This window comes from Natrinema marinum, from assembly GCF_024296685.1.
Lineage (GTDB): Archaea > Halobacteriota > Halobacteria > Halobacteriales > Natrialbaceae > Natrinema > Natrinema marinum.
Genome location: NZ_CP100763.1, coordinates 580,924 through 603,192, shown reverse-complemented (window position 1 = coordinate 603,192; position 22,269 = coordinate 580,924). Strand labels below are relative to the sequence as shown.

The following is a 22,269-nucleotide window of genomic DNA, read 5'->3' as shown; positions in this document are numbered from 1 at the left end:
CATCAGGGGGTCAGTGGGGCGGTCAATGTCCGCCACCCAGCGTCGGACGACGATCGCGAGCGAACGAATCGCTTATCCGGCGATTCGTGGAAGGGGCGGACACATGAAGGCTGTCGTTCTCGCGGCGGGCCAGGGTACTCGAATGCGACCGCTGTCGGAATCGGTACCGAAGCCGATGCTCCCGGTCGCCGATCGACCGCTCGCCGCGCACACGGTCGACGCGGCCGTCGACGCTGGTGCGGACGAGATCGTCCTCGTGATCGGCTACGAGGCCGAGACGGTTCGAGACTACTTCGGCGCCGCGTACCGCGGCGTGCCGATCTCCTACGCCGTCCAGGAGGACCAGGCCGGAACGGCCGACGCGGTCAACGCGGCCTCCGACCACCTCGAGGGCCCATTCGCCGTCCTGAACGGGGACAACCTCTACGATCCCGCCGCGATCGATCGGTTGTTCGACGCCTGTCCGGCCGTCTGCGCGATCGAGGTCGCGGAACCGAGCAACTACGGCGTGCTCAGCACCGCCGGCGCGGACGGCGAGGCCGACCGGGTGACGGAGATCGTCGAGAAACCGGCCGACCCGCCGACGAACCTCGCCAACGCCGGCGCGTACGCCTTTCCCGCCGAGGCCCGCGAGTGGCTCGAGGTGCCCGAAAGCGAACGCGGCGAACACGAGATTACGGACGTTCTCGCCCACGTCATCGACGAGTTCGCGGTCACGCCCGTCACGCTCGAGCGGTGGCTCGACGTGGGCCGGCCGTGGGAACTGCTCGAGGCCAACGAGTGGAAACTCGCCGCCCTCGAGCGCCGGATCGACGGCGACGTGAGCGAGGACGCACGGCTCGAGGGCGACGTCGTGGTCGAGGACGGCGCGACCGTCGAGCCCGGCGTCGTGATCGAGGGACCCGCACTGATCCGCGAGGGGGCCGAAATCGGACCGAACGCCTACGTGCGTGGCGCGACGCTGATCGGGCCGGACGCCGAGATCGGTCACGCCGTCGAAGTAAAGAATAGCGTTATCTCGCGGGGAACCTCGGTGAGTCACCTCTCGTACGTCGGCGACAGCGTACTGGGTCAGAACGTCAACTTCGGTGCGGGAACGAACGTCGCGAACCTGCGCCACGACGACGCCGATATCCGGTTTACTGTCAAAGGCGATCGGGTGTCGACGGGCCGACGCAAGTTCGGCGTCGTCGCCGGCGACGGCGTCAAGACGGGGATCAACTCGAGTCTCTCGCCCGGACTGAAACTCGACACGGGCGCGACGACGAGACCTGGCGAGACCGTCGATCGGGACCGATAAAGGAGCGAGACGCCGGTCTCGGCTCCGTTACCGACCGAAATATTTCGGAAGCAGTTGCTCGAGCGACATCATTTAAGGAGTTGTGGTAGGAGTTGGCGCGTATGTCGACGTCGACGGTTCGCGGTACGATCAAGGGATTGGGGGTGCGAGCGAATCCGGCCTTCGCGGTGGCCGTCATCGCGGTGCCGCTGGCCGCGCTCGGCTACGCGGTGACGATGGGGACGGTCCAGCAACACACCTACGTCCACGTGATGGCGGGGGTGCTCTGGACGGGGTTCGACATCTTCATCGGAACCGTGCTCGGCCCGGTGATCGGCGGCCTCGACGACGAGCAGAGTTCGGCCGTGTTCCAGCGGCTCACGCCCAAGACGGCGTTTCTGTTGCCGTCGCTGGCGTTCGTCACGATCGCCGGCGGCATCACGCTGGCCCAGCGCATCGGGATGTTTCCCCACGCCGAGCCGTGGCTGGCGCTGTTTACCGCGGTGAACCTGATCCCGATCCTGTTGTTGCTCGGCTGGCGACTGAACGCCTGGGATGACCGGCGCTGGCAGCTCCCGTTCGCCATCGTGACGGTCGGTTCGCTGGCCTGGGTCGCGCTCACTAGCGGCCAGTTCGCGATGACCGAGCCGGCGATCGCCGTCGCGCTCGGCATCGTCACGATCCTCTCGGTCCAGGGCTTTGGCTTCCTGCTGCCTGGCGAACTCCGGATGTACCGGGAGATGCGCTCTGCCAACCCCGACCCGTCGGTCATCGCCGCGATCGGCCAGCAAAACGCCATGCTCGGCGGCGTACAGGGCTTCTTCCAGCTGCTCTTGGTCCTCGATATGGTCTACCTGCGCTACGGCGGCTTCCCGTTCTGATATCCGCCCGGCGATCTGTAAACACGGCAACTAGAACTGTTTCCGCGTGACATCGCTCTCGCTCGAGCTGTCCGAAAGCGAAAGGGGCGAAAGGTGGGACGAGGCGAGGTGACGGATGCGGGCGTTGCGCTCGGTCCCGGGAGCCGAGCGCGTGCGACGGGCCGGAGCGACGCGCAGTGCCGGTGTAGACGTGAAAAGCGCCTGTTGCCGGCATCCGGAGTAAAGGCGCGCCGAAATAAAAAGTCAGCGGTCGATGGCCGACCCGGTCGGCACCGAACGGTCGCCGCTCGAGTCGGGCAGTCAATTCGGTTGCCCCTGATTGCTCCGTCGCGCGATCACCGGAACTGCCCTGGTGTACTGTTTCCCTTCCAGCACCACCGTAGCGTGGACCGTGCGGGGCGTCGCCGAAGCCACCTTCTGAAACGACAAGTCCGGCGGGTAGCCGTTTTCCTCGCGCGGGAGGAGATACTCGACGAATATCACCGTGCTGAGTACCCGCCTCCCCACACTCTTTCCGACTCCGTCGACGGGGACGGCCAACCGGTCCTCGATAGTCGACAGCACCGCCGTCGAACCGACGGGTGCGGACCTGCGTTTCGCCCACGTCCGGAAATCCTCCGTAGCGTATCGCTGCGGTTCTCCCCCGGCGTAGGCGGTCGGATACCGGACCTCGTTCGTTTCCTCGAGGTACGAAACCTCCTCCCCGTCGATCGACTTCGTGACCGAAACGTCGTCACCGGTTCCTCGCGTTCCTTTCCCCAGCGTCAACAGGAGGTCTGGCTTCGCGAACGCTGTGAGTCCCGCGAGCGACGCGACGCTCGCACCGAGCGCAGCCACGTAGCCGCGGCGTTTCATATCGTTCGAGACGGTGAAAGGATACAAGCCATTTTTGGTGAAACGAACGTTTGAGCGACCGGTAGACTAAAACGTGATCGTCACAACAACCTGCGGGCTGCTCTGCACAGCGGCGACGAGCAACCGTTACAGTCGACGATCCCGCAGCGCCGGAAACTCCGCGCGGACCGCCGCGACCGTCGCCGGATCGACCTCGGTCGTCACCAGCGCCGGTTCATCGCCGCTCGAGGCCAGCGAGACGCCCCACGGATCGTAGATGCTCGAGCGCCCGAGCAGCGTGGCATCCTCGAACGCGCCAGAACCGTTGATCGTCGCGACGTAGGCCTGGTTCTCGATCGCGCGAGCCCGCGAGAGGGTCTTCCAGTGCTCGATGCGGGGGTAGGGCCACGCGCTCGGGACGAGAAGTAGTTCGACGCCGTCGTCGACGAGTTGTCGGTAGAGTTCCGGGAACCGCAGGTCGTAACAGGTCGTCACGCCGACGGTGAGGCCGCCGATCGTCGCCGTCTCGAGGCGCTCGCCGGGGACGAGCAGTTCCGACTCGGCCGACTCGTAGCCGAACAGGTGGTGTTTCCGGTAGACGAGTCGCAGGTCGCCGGCGGCGTCGAACAGCGCGGCGGTGTTGGCCAGCCCTTCGTCGGCTGGCGTGTCGACGGCCTCGGTCGCCGCCAGGTCCTCGACGATGCTGCCCGCGAGGACGGCGATTCCGTGTTCGGACGCGGCCTCACGGAGTCGGGTGAAGGTCTCGCCGCCGAACGGTTCGGCGTTGCGCGCGTAGAGGTCGAACGCGAAATAACCCACGTTGAACAGTTCGGGGAGCGCGACGAGGTCCGCGCCGCGCTCGGCGGCCCGCGCGACCGCCGACAGCGCTCGCTCGACATTTGCCTCGACCTCACCAGCTTCGACGCGGATCTGTGCGAGCGCGAGCGTCAGCGCGTCGCCGTCAGCGCTCCCGTCGTCGCCGTCTCCGCCGTCGGTCGCGAGGATCATGTGCCGACAGTGGCCGCTCCACCACCGTTACTGTGTCGTCCGGAGGTCGCGCTCGAGCGCCCGCTGGAGGTTCTCGAGTTCCGAGTCGAGATTCCGCTTGAAGAACTTCTCGACGCCCGGTAGTTTGCCGTCGACGACGAAACGGTTCTCGAGGCGTGCGCCCTCGTCGGTCTCGACGATCTCGTGTTCACCGGTGACTTTCAGCACTTTCGATCGGCCGACGAATTTGACGTACTCAGGCGGCGTCCGGGTGACGTCTTCGGTGTCGACGCTGACCGTCTTGCGCACGAGCGGGATGGGGAGTTCGACGTGCCAGGTGGCCCGCCGGCCGGCGGGATCGTCCACGGAGTACTCTTCGACGACGCTGATGGCCTGGGCCCGGTTCGACGGGTCGGCGATGAACTCCCAGACTCGTTCCGGCGACGCGGCTACTTCGAACGACCGGTCGACGCGTACAGTCATGCCCGTAGGTGGGCGATTGTCGGATAAAAATGCCGTGGACCGGCGGGCGATGCCGGCTCGAGCGGTACCGACCGGATCGGGGGTGGCGTTCGACGGTGGAGGAAGCGGCCGACGCGGTGAGGGCGGTCAACTGATCGTTACTCGCCAGGTCGTCGACCGAGCGCGGCCCCACTTCTCGATGTCGACCTCGTCTGCTTTCTCCGCGAGGAGTGGCAGGCGAGCGCCGACCTGTTTCGACGAGAGTCCGATCGCGTCCGCGATGTTTTTCGCCCGGAAGTACTGCTCGCCGCGGGCGGCGCTCTCACGGAGGTGCGAGAGGATCTGTCGCTCTTCGTCGGAGTAGTCGGTCATCGTCCGTACTGGACGTAGGGCAGCGTCGCTCTTAACTCTTAACGGCTACCAGTCCGGGTCCACCGGTGCTCGCGCCCGCGGATCCGAAGACGACGGCGCCGAACCGGACTGGGACGCCGCCCGCTCGAGTCGCGTCGAGTCAGTCCCAGTAGAGGTGGATGCCGACGACCGCCAGCGAGCTAAAGAGAACGGCGGCGGCAAAGCCCCATGCAGCCGTGATCTCGGGTGCGCCGGTCAGCATCAACAGCGCGCCGATCACCGCGAGTGCGCCCAGCGCGAGCGCCAGTCCAACGCCTTTGTCCGTCGATTCGGATTGCGTAGCCATGTTCGGGCGTTGTGTGTGGGGTCTCTTAACTTCACTCATTCCTGAGCGATTCGCCGAAACGGTGCGCGAGCGGTCACTTGATCGTCGTGTGCTCGGACTCCTCGTTGAGCGCGAGGTTGGCCGCGATCTCGGCGTTTCGCATCGCGTACTGGGCGGTCTGCTGGAGGCTGACGAGCACCTCGCGGATGCGCAACAGGTCCTCGTTGTCCATCTCCGGCAGTTCGGCGAGGATCTCCTGCTCGAGGTCGGAGACCTCGTGAAACAGCGATCGGACCTCGTTGGACTTGTTGTAGTCGCGCTCGACGGCCGCCTCGACGGCTCTCGAGGTGATCTCGTCGACGAGGTCGTTCAGCTCTCGGATGTCACGCATCACCGAGCTATCGACGTTCAGGCTGTGTCCCTCGGTCTCGATGACGATCTCGGCGATGTCCTCGGCGTTGTCGGCGGTCAACTCGAGGTTCTTCGCGATCGAGCGGTAGCCGATCAGCGGGAAGCCGCTGTTCAAGCCGACGGCGCGCGCGAGGTTCGGGTTCTGGTAGGCCGTGAAGATCAGGCGCAACAGGAGGACGAAGATCTTGTTCGCCTGCCGCTCCCGGTTCAGCGCGCGCTGGGCCAGATCGGGGTTCCCGTGGGCCAGCGCCTTGATCCCTTCACCGCGCATCGTCTGGCCGGTCCGCTCGAGGCGCTCGAGCAGGTTGTCGAGCGTGAAGTCCTCGGGATCGACCGAACAGCGGATCGAGATGCTCTCTGGGGTCTCCTCGATGACGCCCAGTCCCATCAACTGCGTCTCGGCCTGGTAGACGGCGTTGATGTGGGCCGACTCGAGAGCGCCGTCCTCGCGTTCGATGCGAATGATGCGCCGTCCGAGGACGTACTGCGCGACGATCGCGCGCTCGACGGCGTCGGCGTCGAGATCGTCGGTGTGGATAATGGCTTCCGTCTCCTCCGTATTCGCGGACTCGGGCATCACGGTCAGCGTGCCCTTGCCGCTCGTCCGTAACGACACCTCGTCGCCCTTCTCGACGCCGTGCTCGGAGGCCCACTCCGCTGGGAGGGTCATCGCGAGCGTCGACGGACCGAGTCGTTGCACTTTCCGCGTTTCCATGCCCCCCTCTATGATCGACTTCACCTTAATCTTGACTATATGGTCATTATATATCGCCGAATCGTTATATGGTTGAGTTATCTGCCCACCTCGCGCACCTCCTTAAACAACTCGGCCGACCGCGGACGCGCTCAGACGACTTTCACCAGCCGGGTCGTAAATCGGCCCGTACGCACCTGCGTCCAGCCGCGAAGCCGGTCGTCGAGTTCGGCGTCGTCGGTGTCGACGCGCAGCGAGTCGATTCCGTCCAGTTTCTCCCCCGACGCGATGACCGCGATTTCGTCGGCCCGCTCGAGCACCGACGGTGAGAGCTGGTGGTTCCCCCGGCCGAAGATAAAGCCCTGCCCGCCGATCGGCGAGACGACGACCGTGATCGGCTCGGCGAGGACCTCGAGGATCGCCGCCTCCGAGGCGTCGCGGGCGAGGACCTCGCCGGCCCGACCGGTCGGCTCGTCACCCCCACCGGCCTCGGACGCCCGCCAGACATCGACGCCCAGCGGCGACGGCTCGATGCCCAGTTCCCGCTCGATCGCGCCGACGGTGCTGCCGGGACCGAAGAGGTAGGTTCGGCCCGGTTCGACCTCGCGAGCGAAGCCGGACGCCAGCGCGTCGACGCTCCCGCTCGAGACCTGCTTGCCCGATTGCACGTCTGGCGCGACGGGAACGGGGACGATGGCCCGCAGTTCGGTCCGTACCTCGCCCTCGCGGTAGGCGTCCTCGTCGATATCGTTGACCTCGCGGGCCTCGACGCGGTCGAATTCGGCGGCGATCCGGCCCGCGTCGGCCGGCGTCACGCCGAACACCGACGAGTAGATCTTGACGCCCGCCGGCACGCCGAGCATCGGCGTCTCGCCATCGGCGTCGGCCTCGAGCACGCTCGCGACGTCGACGGCGGTGCCGTCGCCGCCGACGAACAGGACGAGATCGACGCCCCGCTCGAGCAGTGCCCGGACGGCCGCGCGGGTGTCGGCCGCCGTCGTCTCCGCGGTCGCCGGATCGCTGCCGCCTGCCGACCCATCGGCAGTGTCCTCCGTCCCGGCCGCCGGATCGTAGACGACCGTCGGCTCGTAGCCGGCGTCTCGCGCCGCGCGCTCGCCCATCACGCCCGCGGCCGTGTAGACGGAGAGATCGGGAGCGCGCCGGTGCAGCGATCGCAGCGCCTCGCGGGCCCGCTCCGGCGCTCGCGGCTCGGCGCCCCGGCGGCGCGCCTCCTCGAGTTTCCCGTCGGTCCCCTTCAGCCCCACCCGACCGCCCATCCCCGCGATCGGGTTGACGACGACGCCGATGGACTCCATGCCGATCAGTGGGCGCGCCAGCCGGAAAGCCGTGTCGTGTCCGTTCGGGCGGGATTTCGTCGGGCTTGCGGCTCACAGACGAGGCCGCGGCCACCGCTGCTCGTCGGCCGCTCGAGCCGCGAGTCCGACGAGCGAACGGGGACTGACGCGATTTCTGAAAGATTAAGGGGACCGGGGACCGATCGCCGACCATGAACGCACTGCACGCCGCCGTTCTCGCGACGGAAACGGATCCCCAACTGCCGATGGCCGCGGTCGGCTGGGGCGCGCTCGCCCTCGGCCTGCTGGTAACGATCGTCTGGGTCGCGTATCTGTACCGTTAACTCTCGCCGTCCGGCGATTCGACTCGCTCGCGGAGCCACGCGGCCGCTTCTTCGACCGTCTCCTCGTTCGTCCCCGTGAGCTCGAGCCGGACCGACTCGCCCGGATAGCTCCCGACGGTGATGTCGAACCGCTCGCGCACGTCGGCGATCCGATCGAGCAGCGCGCTTTCGGGCTCGTCGGCGACGACCGTCTCCCGATAGGTCGGCGTCCCCGAAAACTCGTCGGCGATCGTCTCGAACATCGCCTTCATTTCCTCGGGCACGCCGGGAAGCACGTAGACGCCCTCGAGGACCGCGCCGGGGGCGACGCCCGCCTCATTGTGTAGCGCTCGCGCGCCCGCCGGGAGCTCCGTCGTTCCCGAGGCGAGATCGGCGCGCGCGTAGCCGTTTTCCTCGAGCCAGGCGAGCGCGGCGTCGTGTTCCTCGACCGAGCGCCCGAGCGCGGCCGCGACGCCCTCCATGGTGAGATCGTCGTGGGTCGGGCCGAGCCCGCCGGTGACGATGACGGCGTCGTACTCGGCCCGGTACTCGTTGACGACGCGAGCGATATCGCCGATCCGGTCGGGGACCGTCGTGACGCGCTCGACGCCGACGCCGCGATCGGCGAGGCGCTCGCAGAGCCACGTTGCGTTCGTATCCGTCGTTCGTCCGGCGAGCAGTTCGTCGCCGACCGTCACGACCGCGACGTTCATACCGCGCCGTTCGAGCCGGGACCTCAAATGCGTCTCGCTCGCCTCGCCGCCGCGCTCGGTCGCTCCGTTCTGCCGGTCGTCAGATTATGCTACGGGATACCATATAATGGAAGACTCACGATAACCATAAGATTCAATTTTGATAATTGGTAACGAGGGAACTATGTCTCGGAGTCGGACACAAGAAGACGATGCGAATTCGGCTGCAGTACTCTCCGCGCTGGGGAGCAAATACAGCGCGGAAATCCTCTGTGCAGCGGGGACGCCGAAATCGGCCCAGGCACTGAGCGAAGCGATCGAGATACCGATCGCGACGTGTTACCGCCGGATCGAAGAACTCGTCGACGCGGGGCTGTTGACCTGCGAGGGGCGACAGCTCTCGGAGGAGGGGCGTCGAACGAACATCTACCGACGAACGCTCGACGAGATCGAGATAGACTTCTCGGACGACGCGCCCGAGTTCTCACGGAAGCGCCGTACCGAGGCGAAAAACCGGCTGCAAGACCAGCTCGAGGACTGATCGACCGTCGTCGGCGCGCGACGCCGCGCCCGGTGGGACCGCGAGTCGCGACCCGAACGGTTCGCTCCAACATATTAGAGCGTCTACACTACTTATCCCTGCCGAGCCGTTTCGGTCGGCTGCATGTGGGAACTTGGTCCCGATGCGGATGACCCCGAGTGGCAGGCTGTCGAAACGCCCTTCGAGACCGATCTGTTCGAAGTCGTGAGCACCGTCGCCGGCCCCTACGCGATCGGTGACGGCGGCGTCATCGTCGCCGACCGCGGCGACGGCTGGGAAGTGATCATCGAAGACGGCCCGAACGTCAGGAGCAACCAGCTCCGCGGGCTGGACGTCACCGACGACGGCCGCCGGATCTGGTTCGCCGGCTCGAGCGGTGCGATCGGCTGCTACGACATCGAGACGCGCCGGAAGTTCGACTACTCCTATCCCAAGGAGATGACGAGCACGTGGGAGGGACTCGCCGTCTCGGGCGAGACCGGCGACGAGAAGCTCCTCGTCGCGAACGGTTCCGGCGAGATCCTCCCGGTCACGATCCACGGTTTCGACGTGAACTGGGGCGTCACCAGCAAGCCCAACGATCAGGGATCGAAAGTCGCCGCGCTCGCGGCCTCGCCCAACGGCTACGGCTACGCCGTCGACACGAGCGGCAATGCGTTCAAAACGACGGCAGACGACGGCTGGGAGGATATCGGTATCGTCAACTCGCAGGTAAAGTTCTACGACATCTGGGCGGGCGAGGACGAACGCGTCTACGTCGCCGCCGGCGACGGTCGCGTCTACCGGTACGACGACTCCTACCGGGGCTGGACCCCGATCCGCGTCGGCGAGAAGTCCCTCCGCGCGTTCGACAAGTACGACGAGCAGCTCGTGGCCCTCGGCGACGCCGGCGCCTTCTACCAGCGCATCGACGGCGGCGAGCGCTGGGAGAAACGGCATACGCCGACCGAGAGCGTGCTCAACGACGTCGCACTGGATCGCCCGGACATCGCCGTCGGCAAGAGTGGACTCGTCATCGAACGCCCCCGCGGCAAGCCCCGCGACGCGCGATCGAGCGCCGACGGCGACAACTTCGACGGCCGCGGCGAGAGCTACGATCCGAGCGACGCCGGTACCGACGGTTCCGGGAACGAATCGACCGATGCCGAAACCGGCGGCGAAGAGACGCAGTCGACCGACGACTCGAGTTCCGGATCTCCCGACGGGTCGAGCGACTCCGGGTCCGATAGCGGTTCGAGCAGTTCCTCGTCGGATCCCGACTCGAGCGACTCGAAGAACGCGTAACCGCGAGCCGAATTACTCGTCTGTCGACTCGAGGACGAGCCCGTTTTCGCCGACGGCGATGTGCGGCGGACCGGCGAGCACGCCGTGAACCGTCGCGTCGCCGTCCCAGTCCGTTTCGTGCCACGTCTCGTTTTCGCGGACCCGAAGGAGGCCGCCCTCACCGCCGGCCAGTCGCGTCGCTCCGTCCGCGTCCAGACACTCGATCCCGGCGTCACCGAGCGAGTGGGGAGTCCAGCCGCCGGCCTCGTTGCGGTCGTAGAGACGGCCGTTTCCGCCGCCGACGACGAGCGTCGACCCAGACGCGACGGCCGCGTAGAGGCTGTCTTCCGCGTCGGCGATGCCGATCCGCTCCCAGCCCGCTGGCGTCGTCTGCCAGACGGTTCCGTTGCCATCGACCCCGTAGCCGTATCCTGCCTCGTCAGCCGCGAGCGCGGTTATCGCGGTGCCGTCGGCGGGAGTCGTCCGCCGGTCCCACGTCGGATTCTCACCGTCGACGGTGCCGGGGAGGACGACGCCGTTGCCGTCGGCCAGTAGGAGTTTCTCCGAACCGCGAGCGCCCGAGACTGTCAGGGCGTGAAACGTCACGTCTATCCCGTCGGGCTGCGAGCAGTCAACCCGGTCGCCGCGCTCGAGGTCGTAGTAGCCCACTGCACCGCCGGTCCCGGACACCCAGATCCGACGGCCGTCGTCGGTCGCCGCGACCGCACGGAGCGTCTCGCCGCGCGCTCCGGGACCGTCCGAAACGATGACGCCCCAGGTGCCGTCGCCAGCACGGCCGAGGACGGTCCCGCCGTCGCCAACGGCACAGGGGCCGTTCGCCGTCTCGGTCACGTCGTAGACGGTCCCCGAAACGGGCGCGTCGGCGGTCGTCCACGCGAGCGGTTCGTCCGCACCGTCTTCGAAGTTCCACATAGCGTCCGTTGGCGCTTCCGACCCAAGAGCACCGGAGATCGCTCGAATCGTCTAGGTGTCGGCAGGTGAGCGGTTCACTCGAGCACAGCGTCGACGACCGAGAGTACCCGACGTTGCGCTCGAGTCCGAGGAGCGACGATCCTCCAGACTTAAGTATTCTCAAGAGAATACCAGGGTGTGACTGAGAGCATAGAGAACCGGCCGGCCAGGGAGGAAACCGACGAGGCGCTCCGCAAGGAGTCGGTCGTCGGCGCCCAGCGCACTCTCCACGTCGGACGAGACCGTCCGATCAGAATCAGTTCGGGCCACCGGATACAACACCACGACGGGAAGTGTTCGCGACCCCACGGCCACAACTACGAGGTCGCCGTCTCCGTCACGGGCCGCCTGACCGAAGAAGGGTGGATCGCCGACAAGGGCGATATTACTGCGGTCATAGACGAGTGGGATCACATGTTCCTGCTCGAGGCCGGGGACCCCCTGATCGAGGCCTTCGAAGCGGCCGGCGACGCCGACGCGGTCGTCGTCCTCGAGCACCCCCCGACGGCCGAGGTGATGAGCGTCGTCCTCGAGCGGAAACTCGCGTCGGCGCTCCCCGAGACGGTCACCGACGTGTCCGTGCAGGTCAACGAGACGAGCGAACTCTGCGGGGGCAGCGAGATCTGAGATGCCGGTTTCCGATTCCGTCGACCTCGAGTCGGAGAGCGAGGCCGGGGGCGAGGACGCGCCCGACGGCCTGCCGATCAACGAACTGTTCTACTCGCTGCAGGGCGAGGGGACGCTGGCCGGTGTGCCGTCCGTGTTCGTCCGCACGAGCGGCTGCAACCTCCGCTGTTGGTTCTGCGACTCGTATCACACCTCCTGGGAGCCAACCCACGCGTGGCTCGGACTCGAGGAGATCGTCGCCGAGATCGAATCCTACGACGCCGACCACGTCGTCCTCACCGGCGGCGAACCGCTGATCCACGAGGAGAGCGTCGCCTTGCTCGAGGCACTCGACGATCGGGGCTACCACACCACCGTCGAGACCAACGGGACGATCTATCGGGATGCGCCGATCGATCTCGCCTCCGTGAGTCCCAAGCTCGAGAGCAGTACGCCGACGCCCGAGCGCGATCCCAAGGGGGACGGCGAGTGGGCCGAGCGCCACGAGAACGACCGCATCGACCTCAGGACGCTCTCTCGGTTGGTCGAGAACTACGACTGCCAACTGAAGTTCGTCGTCACCGATGCCGACGATATGCCCGAGATTCTCGAGTTGCTCGCGGACCTGCGAGCGGCCGCCGACGCGCCGATCCGCGACGGCGACGTCCTCCTGATGCCCGAGGGAGCGACCCGCGAACGGCTTGCCGAGACCCGAACGCGGGTCGCCGACCTCGCGATGGAGTACGGCTTCCGGTACACGCCGCGACTGCACGTCGACCTCTGGAACGACGCGCCCGAGACCTGATACAAATATGACTGAGCCTGCCGATTCCGCGACCGACGAACAGACCGAGAAACGCGCCGTCGTCCTCCTCTCCGGTGGGATGGACAGCGCCACCGCCGCCGCCGAGGCCCGCGAGCGGGGCTACGAGATTTACGCCTTGCACACCTCCTACGGCCAGCGCACCGAGGACCGCGAACTCGAGTGCGCCCGCCGACTCGCCGACGAGTTCGACGCGGCCGACTTCCTGCGGATCGAGACCGGGCACCTCGCGGCGATCGGGGCCTCGAGTCTCACGGACGACGAGATGGCCGTCGCGGACGCCGATCTCGAGAGCGACGAGATTCCGACCTCCTACGTCCCGTTCCGGAACGCGAACCTGCTCGCGATGGCGGTCTCCTACGCCGAAGCGAACGACTGCGAGGCGGTCTTCATCGGGGCACACAGCGAGGACTTCTCGGGCTATCCCGACTGCCGGCCCGCCTTCTTCGAGGCTTTCGAGACCGTCGTCGACGTGGGGACGAAAACCGAGACCGAGATCTCGATCGAAGCGCCGTTCGTCGAGTGGTCGAAAACGGACATCGCCGAGCGCGGCGTCGACCTCGAAGTCCCCTACGAGCACACCTGGAGTTGCTACCGCGAGAACGAACCCGCCTGTGGCACCTGCGACGCCTGTGCATTCCGACTGCAGGCGTTCCAGAACGTCGGCGTCCGCGACCCGATCGAGTACGCGGAGCGGCCATCGTACGCCGACGGCGAGTCGTAGAAACCTTCACAAGCCGACACGTCGAACGAAGCGACGGTGCCCTCCCGATGCGACACTGGTTTCGAGACGAGGACGGTAGCTGGCGGTTTCCGGACCGGCGTCGCGGTGAGTTCGTGGCCCTGCTCGTCGCGCTACCGATTTACGGGTGGCTCGTCCACGCCGATACGGGACTGCCCCGACCGATCGACCACCCCTCGCTGGTACTCCTCGGCGCGTGCTGTGGCTTCCTGTACGCGACGTACTATCGAGACGCCATCGCCGACCGGGTGCCGGACTGGGCCGACGGCGGGCAACTCCTCTCGCTGCTCCTCGGCAGCCTCGGGCTCGACATCCTGAAACTCGTCCACCTCGCCGATCCGACCATCCTGTTCGTCTTCGCCGCCACCGGTACGATCCTCTGTCTCTACGCGGTCCGGCTCTGTTCACCGATTCACAGGGGGCTCGAGCCGCCACGCCGCGGCGCGGATCCGCCACCGGCGATCGGGTCAGCCGAGACGGGGTCGTCGACGGACGCGAACGGTAGCCGGTGACGACACCGTTCGGGACGGCTCACTCGACGCGTCGCTCACCGTCGGTGGCCGTTCGTCGGCGGAGCCACTCGAGCAGGAGTGCCCCGCTCGCCACGCCGGTCCCGGCGGTGAACCCGGGCGTCGTCTCGCTGTCACCGCTACTGCCGTCGTCGCCTCGGTCGTCGCCTTCGGTCCGAATCGCGACGAGGGAGTCGCCGCTCGCGTAGACGGTGTCGTCGACGACGGCGAGCTGCCGCGGCGTCGCGTCGGTGTCGACGCGCCACTCGCGACTCCCGTCGGTTCGGTCGAGAGCGACTACGCCGGCCGCTCCGCCGGCTTCCTCGAGTCCGGCGTAGACGGCTTTGGAGCCCGCGACCGCGGACGCGATCGGCTCGAGGTCGTCCGACGGCTGCCAGACGGGGGCGCCGGTCGGCTCGTAGCCGATGACGGTCGATCGGTCGGCGTCACCGCTCTCGGTCACGGCGTACACGCGGTCGTCGGCGAGGATATCGAGCGAGCTGTCGGGAACCGTCGAGCGGCGCGCACCGGTGTCGGCGTCGTAGATCGTCACGGTATCGTTTTTGAGGACGGCGACGACGCCGTCGGCAGCGATCGGACGGCCGGAGAACGTGCTCGAGCGCCAGTCGTCGACCGTATCCGTCCACCGTTCGGCCCCCGTGTCGACGGCTCGGGCGAACAGTCGATTGTTGCTCACGGCGAAGACGGTCCCGTTCGCGACGGCCACGGGTTCGCGCTGCAGGGGGTCTCCTCGAGTCCCCCCGCCGTCGGTCGGCATCGGCTCCGGATCGAACTCCCACCGGCGCTCACCGCTGTTCGCGTCGAGCGCGTACAGGATCTGGTCGGCGACGACGAACACGAGCTCGTTCGCGACGACGGGTGCCTGATTCGTCTCGTAACCGAGATCGTTGGCCCGCCAGCGGAGGTCCCCGGTCGCGGCGTCGAACGCGACCAGATCCGGATCCGGCTCCCTCGCGGTGACGTACACCGTCTCGTGGGCCACCGCCGGAGAGCCGGTGGCCTCGACCGCCTCCCCGTCATCCGCAGTCGTGATCTCGGTCTCCCACGCGAGCGTCCCGTCCGTCGCGTCGATCGCGTGTACCGGCCCGTCGTCGGTCGCGAGGTACACCGTCCCGTCGGCGACCGCGAACCGACCAGCGTGGTCGTGCGACCAGGCAGTAGCGACCGGCGACGCCGGGCCGGTCGCGTCCGGATTGAAACCCGTGTTTCCCGGATCGCCGCGGGTCGACGACCAGCCGCCGGTCCCGTTCGTCGTCGCCGCTTCCGCGGCCGTGCGTTCGGCGGCCGCTCCCGACCCGGTCACCGCACCCGTCCCGATCGCGACCGTGAGTCCGGCTGCCCGCAGTAGGTTCCGTCTCGCGTACCTGCTCATGCTCGTGTCGACCGATCGCCGTCGATCACCGTTACTATCGAGTCGATAATACCGTCCCGACCCGAAAACGCGAGAGAGCGATCAGTTCGCCGAGTGAAACGGTGGCCGAGAACCGGGTCCTCTGCCGGCTATCGGCCCGCCTTCACCACGCCGCCTCGAGCACGCCCTCGAGTTCCGCGACGGTCGGGTCAAGCCCCGGCGGCGCGTTGGCCATGAACGCGTCGTCGAGGACCGCCTGCGCGACGGCGGTGAACTCGCTTCGCTCGGGGCCGTCGACGTCTCGGAGCCGCGAGGGGAGCCCGAGCGCGTCCCGGATCTCCGCGACGGCTTCGACGACCGCGGCCGGCCGGTCCGCGGCCTCGCCGACGCCGAGCGCGGACGCGAGCGTCCCCGCGCGAGCGTCCACCCCATCCGCTTCGAACAGGTACTCGAGCACGTGAGGGACGACGATGGCGTGGGCGATCCCCTGTTGGAGGTCTCCGGTCCGCGTCAGCCCGTGGCCGAAGGCGTGGACGATCGACACCGTCGTCTCGCCGGGTCGAGACATCCCGTACTGGACGAGGACGAGCCCCTCGAGGATCGTCTCGAACGTCTCGGTGTCGCGGTCCCCGTCGCCGAACGCGCGGAAGCCGTCCGCGAGGTTCTCGATGCCGTGGCGGGCCGTCGCGTCGGTGATCGGCGTCGCGTTGGCCGCGTAGAGCGTCTCGACGCCCTTGTCGAAGCCGTTCATCGCCGACCCCGCGAGGATCGACTCGGGCGTGGTCGCGACCAGATCCGGATCGTAGAACGCGGCCGCGGGCATCAGCCCCGGATCGGAGATCCCGCCCCCGAGTTCCGCGTCGACCGGGCTCGAGTCGGGTGCGGCGGTGACGCCCGCGACCATCGAGAGGTCGGCCCCGGCCAGCGTGGTGGGGATCGTCACGATCGGTAGCAGGCCCTCGTCGGGGACCGAAATCGTGCCGCGGTCGGCGAACTCCGCAGCCACGTCCTCGTGGGAGCGGTCGCCCGCCGCGAGGACGCTGATCACGGTCGCGACGTCGAGGCTGCTGCCGCCGCCGAGAGTCACGAGAACGTCGGCGTCGGCGTCCTCGAGCGCCTCCCGGCCATCGACCGCCGTCGCGAGCCGTTTTTTCGGCGTCGTCTCGTCGAAGACGCCGGCCAGTCGGTCGCCAAGTCCCTCTCTGACCGGATCGATCACGCCGGGCGTGTCCCCCACGGTCGACCCGCAGACGATCAGCGCGCGCTCGAGCTCCCGGCGCTCGAGTTCCCGCTCGAGATCGTCGACGCAGTTCTGACCGAATCGGATCGTCGGAGGAAGATACTCGAACCGGAACGCGGCGTCGCGCTCTTCCGTGCGGGATCGTGTCATAGAGACCCGTACGCCCGGACCGCTGTTAAAAGCGAGAGTCGCGGTTGGCTGGGGTGGGCTTCGCCGCTCGGCCCCTCGAGCCGAGGAGCCCGTGGCTGGCCCGTTCGATCGCCTCTGACCCGAGTCACTCGTCGGAATCGGCAGGGGAAAGCGTAAACGAGAACGTCGATCCCGCACCGAGTTCGGAGTCGACCCAGATCTCGCCGCCGTGGCGTTCGACGATGCGTTCACAGAGCGCGAGGCCGATGCCGGTGCCGTCGTACTCGCCGCGGCTGTGGAGGCGCTGGAACACCTCGAAGACGCTGTCCTGATTCGCTGGGTCGATGCCGATCCCCTCGTCGTCGACCGAGATCACGTACTTGCCGTCGCGGCGGTCGGCGGTGACATGGACGCGCGGGGGCCCGTCGCCGCTGTACTCGAGCGCGTTGCTCAACAGGTTCTGCAGGACCCGCCGGAGCTGATTGGCGTCCCCTTCGACGCGCGGAAGCTCGTCGGTCGTGATCTCGGCGTTCGTCTCCTGAATCTGGAGCTGCAGGTCCTCGATTACGTCCCCGAGGACGGCGTCGAGGGCGACCGGCTCGAGCGGATCGCCTCGGGTTTCGACCCGGGAGTACTCGAGGAGGGCGTCGATCATCTCGCGCATCCGCTCGGCCCCGTCGACGGCGTAGTCGAGGAACTCCTCTGCCTCGGGCCCGAGGTCGTCGCCGTAGCGCTTCTCGAGCAACTGGAGGTAGCTCGAGACCATCCGGAGCGGCTCCTGCAGGTCGTGGGAGGCCGCGTAGGCGAACTGTTCGAGCCGTTCGTTAGACTCCTCGAGTTGGGCGATCGTCTCCTCGAGTTTGCGCCGGTTCGCTTTGCGCTGGGTGATGTCCTGCGCCATCGTCACGCCGGCGAAGACGTCGCCCCGGCTGTCGGCGACGGGGACGGCGTGGAGGACCCACTCGTGGTCGGCGTACTCGAGTTCGACCGAGCGTTGCTCCCCGTTCAACGCAGCCTGGAAGGCTGGCCGGAGCTCGTCGGCGGTCTCGTCGGGCCAGACATCGTCGAACGCACGTCCCTCGAGGTCGGCGGGCTCGACCGGGATCCGGTCGAAGCCCTGGCCGGCCGCCAGCGTGTACTCGAGGTCGTGGTCGAACAACGTGACGAGCCCGTTCGGGAAGTACTCCGCGATGGTCCGGTATCGCTGTTCGGACTCCTCGAGTTCGCGCTCGCGTTTCTTGCGCTCGGTGATGTCGCGATCCGAGACGACGATCGAGACCACCTCGCCGTCGTCGTCCGTGACCGGCCTGAAGACGCCGTTGACCGTGTACTGTTCGCCGTCCGGCTGGACGAGATCGGCTTCGAAGTCGACGTACTCGCCGGCCGCCGCGCGCTCGATCCACTCCCTGACATCGGCGCGGATCTCCTCGCCCTCACCCCACCACGGCGTCTCCCAGAACGGCTCGCCGGTCACCGCCGCGAGGTCGGCGTCGATGTACTCCATCGCCGTCCCGTTGATGTCGAGGACCGTCCCGTCGGGCTCGAGCAGGCCGACGAGGATGTTCGGGTCCTCGAAGATCGCCTCGAACCGCCGCTCGGTCCGCTCGAGTTCCCGTTCGCGCTCTCGGCGCTCGGTCACGTCCCGAAAGTACACCGAGATGCCGGTCTCGGAGGGATAGAGGTTCGCCTCGACCCGGAAGTTGAGCGTGTCGTAGTACAGTTCGTAGCTGGTCGGTTCCTGAGTTTCCAGGGCCGTGTGGAAGGCCTCCCAGACCTCGTCGACTGCTGCTGCGGAGGGGAACACGTCCCAAAGCGTCTCTCCGAGCAGTTCCGCCTCGGAGTGCTGGAGGAGTTCCGCGGCGCGCTCGTTGACGTGCGTGAACCGGAACTCGTCGTCGACCGCGTAGAACGCGTCGGAGATCCGCCCGAGGATGCGCTGGAGTTCGGTCTCGAGTTCCCGTTCGCGCTTGCGCCGGTCGGTCATATCGCGAGTTACCTTCAGATAGCCGCGGTTCGTGCCGTCGTCGTCGCGGATCGACGTGATGGTGACGTTCGCCCAGAACCGGGTCCCGTCCTTCCGGAGTCGCCACCCCTCGTCCTCGACCGAACCGTGCTCGGTCGCGACCGCGAGGTTTCGCTCGGGAACGTTCGCCGCTCGGTCCTCGTCGGTGTAGAACGTCGAGAAGTGCTCGCCGACGATCTCCTCGCGGTCGTAGCCCTTGATTCGCTTCGCACCCTCGTTCCAGCTGATGACGCGCCCGTCGGGGGCCAGCCGGAAGATGGCGTACTCTTCGACGGCGTCGACCAGCGACTGGAACGCCTCCTGTCTCTCGTGTAAGGCGTCTTCCGACTGCTTTCGGTCGGTGATATCGTAGTAGAGTTCGATCCGACCGCCGGCGTAGCGTCCCGATCTGATCGGTTTGCTCTGATACTCGAGCCACCGCCCCTCGCCGTCTCCGTCGTGGTCGTCGGCGATGCGACACTCGAGGCGATCGATGTACTCGCCGGCATCGTACGCCGACAGGACCGTGTCGGCGAACGAGTCCGGTTCGGCGTACGTCCCCCGAAGGTGCTCGTCGATCACCGCCCGCTTGTTCCGTCCGACGACCGTCTCACGGTCGAGCCCGAGGTACTCCTCGATCGTCTCGTCGATCCACCTGATGTCGAGGCGCTCGCCGAGGACGATGACGCCGATGTTCGCCTCGTCGAGCACGTCGGCGATCGACTCGTAGGACGGCCGCACCGACTCGAGCGTGGTCGGTTGCGTCGTCTCGGTCCGGGCTCGCGCGACGCCGATTGTTCCCCGAAACTCGTCGCCGTCGGTGAGTGTAGAGAGCCGCAGTTCGCAGGGGATCGTCTCCCCGTCGGCGGTTCGAACGGCGAATTCGAAGGTCGGGATCTCGTCGATCTCGGCCGAGAGATACTCGCGGAGTTCCCGTTCGATCGACTCGACGTCGGCGGCCTCGAGAAGGAGAGAGACGTGTTCGTCGCGGAGTTCGCTTCGGGAATAGCCCGTCATCTCGGCGATTTTCTCGTTGAGCGCGACGAAGGTTCCGTCGGGGCCCAGTTGAAAGATGCCGTCGTCGATCGTCTCGACGAGCGTCCGATAGCGTTCGAGCGCCACCTCGTCATCGGTATCCCCCCAGAACACCTCGCCGGTGGCGTTCGATCGTGTACTCATGCTCTGGTGGTAGCCGTTGAAGGGGATAAAACGCTCGGCGGTCGGAAGCGCAACGAAGCGATGACGGCACCGCTCGAGCGGTCAGCACGGCGTATCCGTCGGAATCGACACGTCGCGCGGCAGACGGTGGGTGGCCAGCGAGTCGCGGCCCGAGTCAGTCCCCGTCCGAGCCGACGGTCGGCCCGTCGAAGTCGGGCAACTGCGCTTCGATCTGTTCGCGCTCGTCCTCGAGCCACTCGGGCAGGGTCAGCCGCTCGCCCAGTTCGTCGAGGGCCTCGTCTTCGGTGAAACCGGGGCCCGTCGTCGCCATCTCGAAGAGGACGCCGCCCGGCTCACGGACGTAGATCGACTGGAAGTACTTCCGGTCGATCACCTCCGAGGGCGACAGCCCCGCGTCGGCGAAGGCCTTTCGCCAGCGCGCTTGCTCTTCGACGCTCTCGGCCGCGAACGCGACGTGATGGACCGTGCCGACGCCCATCTGCCCGCGACCGGGGTCGGTCTCGACCAGGTCGACGATCGAGCCGGGACCGCCGGTCGCGCTGCGGTAGCGACGACGACCGTCGGCCTCGCTCTCGAGTTCGTAGCCGAGCACGTCGGTCAGAATCGTCTCGGTCGGACCGAAGCCGTCGACTGCCAGGGTCACGGCATAGAAGCCGCGAAGCTGGTGTTTGGCAGGGACCGAACTATCCTCCCAGGGAGTGCCAGCGGTTTCTGCCTCGGTCGCTACCAGTTCGAGTTCGATCCCGTCCGGATCCGAAAACCGGAGGACGGTCTCGTCGAATCGGGTTGCCGCCTCGACATCGATGCCCCCGGACTCGAGGCGGCCGCGCCAGTAGTCGACCGAGTCGGTGGGGATCGCGTAGGCGGTCGTCTTCGTCTGGCCGGCTCCGAACCGCCCGTCTCGGCCCCGATCGGTCCACGGGAAGAACGTGATGTTCGTGCCGGGGGTACCTTCCCCGTCGCCGAAGTAGAAGTGGTAGGTGCCGGTGTCGTCGTGATTGACGGTCCGCTTGACCAACCGCAGGCCGAGCGTGCCGACGTAAAAGTCGGCGTTGTCCTGCGGGTCGCCGGCGATCGCCGTCACGTGGTGAAGTCCGGGCGTGTCCGGTGACATTGCCATTTCTAGGGAGCCGGCGCTTGAATCGTTTGCTCGCGTCCGCGTCACCAGGGGACGCGGGTGTTACCGGAGCGATCGGTCCGATCCAAACCTCGCCTGACAGCGCAGCGGCAACGATCGTTAACATCCAGCAGATAGAACGGGGTGGCATGGGCTGTCCATATCTCGAGTACCGCGATGGATCGGACGATCCCGACCGGGAGCCGTTCGACGAACCGCGGGCCTACTGCACGGCGGCCGATCGGTTCGTCCAGCCGATGCGGGCCGATATCTGTAACGATCGCTACGACCTCGTCCACGACCGCGACTGCGAGATTTACCGCGCACACGCGGACGACGGGGAGAACGCGGGCGGCAACCGCACGGCCGGGGGTGACGACGCGTGACCTACCAGGACTTCCTCGCCGGCGAGCCGGTCATCGTCACGGCGGCGCTGACCGGCGGCGTGCAGGGCAAGGAAACGACGCCACACCTCCCGGAGACCCCCGAGGAGATCGGCAAAGCGGCGGCGAAAGCGGAGGCCGCCGGCGCGTCGGTCGTTCACGTCCACGCGCGCCAGCCCAACGGCGAGCGCACGTTCGCGACCGAGCGCTTCCAGGAGATCGACGACGCGATCCGCCGCTACGCCGACGACGTGATCATCCAGCACTCGACCGGCGGGACGGGCGCGCCCGATGCGGATCGCCACCTCCCGCTGCGGACCGATCCCGCGCCGGAGATGGCCTCACTCGACATGGGACCGCTGAACCGCTACGACCACCTCACCAGCGAGAACACCCGCGGGCTGGTCGACTCGCTCCACGCGGAGATGGTCGACCGCGGTATCAAGCCCGAACTCGAGGTGTTCAACGACGGGCATCTGAACGAGACCCACGGGCTGCTCGAGCGCCGCGACCTCACCGAGCCCGTCTACGCGACGCTGATCTTCGGCCCCGGTACGCTGACCCCGCCGCGGCCGCGGAACTTCCTGAACGCGATCGACAACCTGCCCGAGGGGGCGCTGTTCAACACGCTCGGCTTTGGCCGCCACCAGCTGCCGTTCGCGACGATGGGACTGCTCTTCGGCGGCCACGTCCGGGTGGGACTCGAGGACAACGTCTACTACCGGCAGGGGGAACTCGCCGAAAGCAACGCGCAACTCGTCGAGCGCGTCGTCCGCGTCGCCGATGAACTCGGCCGCGAGGTCGCGGACCCGGCGCAGGCGCGGGAGATACTCGGGCTGTGAGGAGGCTTCGAGCCG

General features: G+C 67.3%; 24 protein-coding genes. 11 read left to right on the top strand and 13 right to left on the bottom strand.

What is annotated here, in order from left to right:
- Nucleotides 1-103 precede the first annotated feature (103 nt).
- Complete coding sequence (glmU, locus tag NKH51_RS03105; RefSeq protein ID WP_254763788.1) at nucleotides 104-1,300, top strand: bifunctional sugar-1-phosphate nucleotidylyltransferase/acetyltransferase; 1,197 nt, start codon at nucleotides 104-106, stop codon at nucleotides 1,298-1,300.
- Nucleotides 1,301-1,437: 137 nt separating this feature from the next.
- On the top strand, nucleotides 1,438-2,160 hold the full coding sequence (locus NKH51_RS03100) for a hypothetical protein (protein ID WP_345779979.1): 723 nt from the start codon (nucleotides 1,438-1,440) through the stop codon (nucleotides 2,158-2,160).
- A gap of 300 nt (nucleotides 2,161-2,460) precedes the next feature.
- On the opposite strand, the gene NKH51_RS03095 is transcribed toward NKH51_RS03100, so the two are convergent.
- The 7 genes from NKH51_RS03095 to NKH51_RS03065 all read right to left on the bottom strand — a co-directional run bounded on the left by NKH51_RS03095 (nucleotide 2,461) and on the right by NKH51_RS03065 (nucleotide 7,540).
- Nucleotides 2,461-3,015 (bottom strand): hypothetical protein, encoded by a 555-nt coding sequence (locus tag NKH51_RS03095; RefSeq protein ID WP_254763786.1) that lies wholly within the window; start codon nucleotides 3,013-3,015, stop codon nucleotides 2,461-2,463.
- Between the two features lie 126 nt (nucleotides 3,016-3,141).
- Nucleotides 3,142-4,002, bottom strand: a complete 861-nt coding sequence (locus NKH51_RS03090) for a carbon-nitrogen family hydrolase (protein WP_254763785.1) — start codon at nucleotides 4,000-4,002, stop codon at nucleotides 3,142-3,144.
- A 27-nt stretch (nucleotides 4,003-4,029) separates the two neighbouring features.
- Entirely contained in the window at nucleotides 4,030-4,464 is a 435-nt protein-coding gene (locus tag NKH51_RS03085; protein ID WP_254763784.1) for an SRPBCC family protein, read from the bottom strand.
- Between the two features lie 126 nt (nucleotides 4,465-4,590).
- Complete coding sequence (locus NKH51_RS03080; protein ID WP_254763783.1) at nucleotides 4,591-4,815, bottom strand: DUF7123 family protein; 225 nt, start codon at nucleotides 4,813-4,815, stop codon at nucleotides 4,591-4,593.
- A gap of 139 nt (nucleotides 4,816-4,954) precedes the next feature.
- Nucleotides 4,955-5,140, bottom strand: coding sequence for a DUF7525 family protein (locus tag NKH51_RS03075; RefSeq protein ID WP_254763782.1), 186 nt, complete (start codon nucleotides 5,138-5,140; stop codon nucleotides 4,955-4,957).
- Nucleotides 5,141-5,213: 73 nt separating this feature from the next.
- Nucleotides 5,214-6,245, bottom strand: coding sequence for a phosphate uptake regulator PhoU (locus NKH51_RS03070; protein ID WP_254763781.1), 1,032 nt, complete (start codon nucleotides 6,243-6,245; stop codon nucleotides 5,214-5,216).
- A 131-nt stretch (nucleotides 6,246-6,376) separates the two neighbouring features.
- On the bottom strand, nucleotides 6,377-7,540 hold the full coding sequence (locus NKH51_RS03065; protein WP_254763780.1) for an ATP-NAD kinase family protein: 1,164 nt from the start codon (nucleotides 7,538-7,540) through the stop codon (nucleotides 6,377-6,379).
- Nucleotides 7,541-7,731: 191 nt separating this feature from the next.
- On the opposite strand from NKH51_RS03065, the gene NKH51_RS18785 reads away from it, so the two are divergent.
- Nucleotides 7,732-7,863, top strand: coding sequence for a hypothetical protein (locus NKH51_RS18785; RefSeq protein ID WP_256527490.1), 132 nt, complete (start codon nucleotides 7,732-7,734; stop codon nucleotides 7,861-7,863).
- On the opposite strand, the gene NKH51_RS03060 is transcribed toward NKH51_RS18785, so the two are convergent.
- Entirely contained in the window at nucleotides 7,860-8,555 is a 696-nt protein-coding gene (locus tag NKH51_RS03060) for a competence/damage-inducible protein A (protein ID WP_254763779.1), read from the bottom strand. The genes NKH51_RS18785 and NKH51_RS03060 overlap by 4 nt on opposite strands.
- Nucleotides 8,556-8,718: 163 nt before the next feature.
- Here NKH51_RS03060 and NKH51_RS03055 point away from each other — a divergent pair, with 163 nt between their 5' ends.
- On the top strand, nucleotides 8,719-9,075 hold the full coding sequence (locus NKH51_RS03055; protein WP_254763777.1) for a winged helix-turn-helix domain-containing protein: 357 nt from the start codon (nucleotides 8,719-8,721) through the stop codon (nucleotides 9,073-9,075).
- A gap of 123 nt (nucleotides 9,076-9,198) precedes the next feature.
- Nucleotides 9,199-10,359: a WD40/YVTN/BNR-like repeat-containing protein gene (locus NKH51_RS03050; protein ID WP_254763775.1), complete on the top strand. Its 1,161-nt coding sequence runs from the start codon at nucleotides 9,199-9,201 to the stop codon at nucleotides 10,357-10,359.
- 12 nt (nucleotides 10,360-10,371) lie between these two features.
- On the opposite strand, the gene NKH51_RS03045 is transcribed toward NKH51_RS03050, so the two are convergent.
- Complete coding sequence (locus NKH51_RS03045; protein ID WP_254763773.1) at nucleotides 10,372-11,271, bottom strand: beta propeller repeat protein; 900 nt, start codon at nucleotides 11,269-11,271, stop codon at nucleotides 10,372-10,374.
- Nucleotides 11,272-11,460: 189 nt separating this feature from the next.
- Between NKH51_RS03045 and NKH51_RS03040 the strand changes: the two genes are divergently transcribed.
- The 4 genes from NKH51_RS03040 to NKH51_RS03025 are packed head-to-tail and all read left to right on the top strand — an operon-like array spanning nucleotide 11,461 to nucleotide 13,993.
- Nucleotides 11,461-11,937 carry a 6-pyruvoyl trahydropterin synthase family protein gene (locus tag NKH51_RS03040; RefSeq protein WP_425606699.1) on the top strand — a complete coding sequence of 159 codons (477 nt, stop codon included), beginning with the start codon at nucleotides 11,461-11,463 and terminating at the stop codon, nucleotides 11,935-11,937.
- A gap of 1 nt (nucleotide 11,938) precedes the next feature.
- Nucleotides 11,939-12,721: a 7-carboxy-7-deazaguanine synthase QueE gene (locus NKH51_RS03035; RefSeq protein WP_254763770.1), complete on the top strand. Its 783-nt coding sequence runs from the start codon at nucleotides 11,939-11,941 to the stop codon at nucleotides 12,719-12,721.
- A 7-nt stretch (nucleotides 12,722-12,728) separates the two neighbouring features.
- Nucleotides 12,729-13,463 (top strand): 7-cyano-7-deazaguanine synthase QueC, encoded by a 735-nt coding sequence (queC, locus tag NKH51_RS03030; protein WP_254763768.1) that lies wholly within the window; start codon nucleotides 12,729-12,731, stop codon nucleotides 13,461-13,463.
- A gap of 47 nt (nucleotides 13,464-13,510) precedes the next feature.
- A complete protein-coding gene (locus tag NKH51_RS03025; protein ID WP_254763766.1) occupies nucleotides 13,511-13,993 on the top strand; it encodes a hypothetical protein in 483 nt (160 codons plus the stop codon).
- A 19-nt stretch (nucleotides 13,994-14,012) separates the two neighbouring features.
- On the opposite strand, the gene NKH51_RS03020 is transcribed toward NKH51_RS03025, so the two are convergent.
- The 4 genes from NKH51_RS03020 to NKH51_RS03005 all read right to left on the bottom strand — a co-directional run bounded on the left by NKH51_RS03020 (nucleotide 14,013) and on the right by NKH51_RS03005 (nucleotide 21,026).
- A complete protein-coding gene (locus NKH51_RS03020) occupies nucleotides 14,013-15,383 on the bottom strand; it encodes an outer membrane protein assembly factor BamB family protein (protein WP_254763764.1) in 1,371 nt (456 codons plus the stop codon).
- Between the two features lie 142 nt (nucleotides 15,384-15,525).
- Nucleotides 15,526-16,752 (bottom strand): iron-containing alcohol dehydrogenase family protein, encoded by a 1,227-nt coding sequence (locus NKH51_RS03015; protein ID WP_254763763.1) that lies wholly within the window; start codon nucleotides 16,750-16,752, stop codon nucleotides 15,526-15,528.
- Between the two features lie 124 nt (nucleotides 16,753-16,876).
- Nucleotides 16,877-19,912 carry a PAS domain-containing sensor histidine kinase gene (locus NKH51_RS03010; RefSeq protein WP_254763762.1) on the bottom strand — a complete coding sequence of 1,012 codons (3,036 nt, stop codon included), beginning with the start codon at nucleotides 19,910-19,912 and terminating at the stop codon, nucleotides 16,877-16,879.
- 154 nt (nucleotides 19,913-20,066) lie between these two features.
- On the bottom strand, nucleotides 20,067-21,026 hold the full coding sequence (locus NKH51_RS03005) for a ring-cleaving dioxygenase (RefSeq protein WP_254763761.1): 960 nt from the start codon (nucleotides 21,024-21,026) through the stop codon (nucleotides 20,067-20,069).
- Nucleotides 21,027-21,178: 152 nt separating this feature from the next.
- Here NKH51_RS03005 and NKH51_RS03000 point away from each other — a divergent pair, with 152 nt between their 5' ends.
- Nucleotides 21,179-21,415: a hypothetical protein gene (locus tag NKH51_RS03000; RefSeq protein WP_254763760.1), complete on the top strand. Its 237-nt coding sequence runs from the start codon at nucleotides 21,179-21,181 to the stop codon at nucleotides 21,413-21,415.
- Entirely contained in the window at nucleotides 21,412-22,254 is an 843-nt protein-coding gene (locus NKH51_RS02995) for a beta-keto acid cleavage family enzyme (protein ID WP_254763759.1), read from the top strand. The genes NKH51_RS03000 and NKH51_RS02995 overlap by 4 nt, the downstream gene beginning before the upstream one ends.
- Nucleotides 22,255-22,269 lie beyond the last annotated feature (15 nt).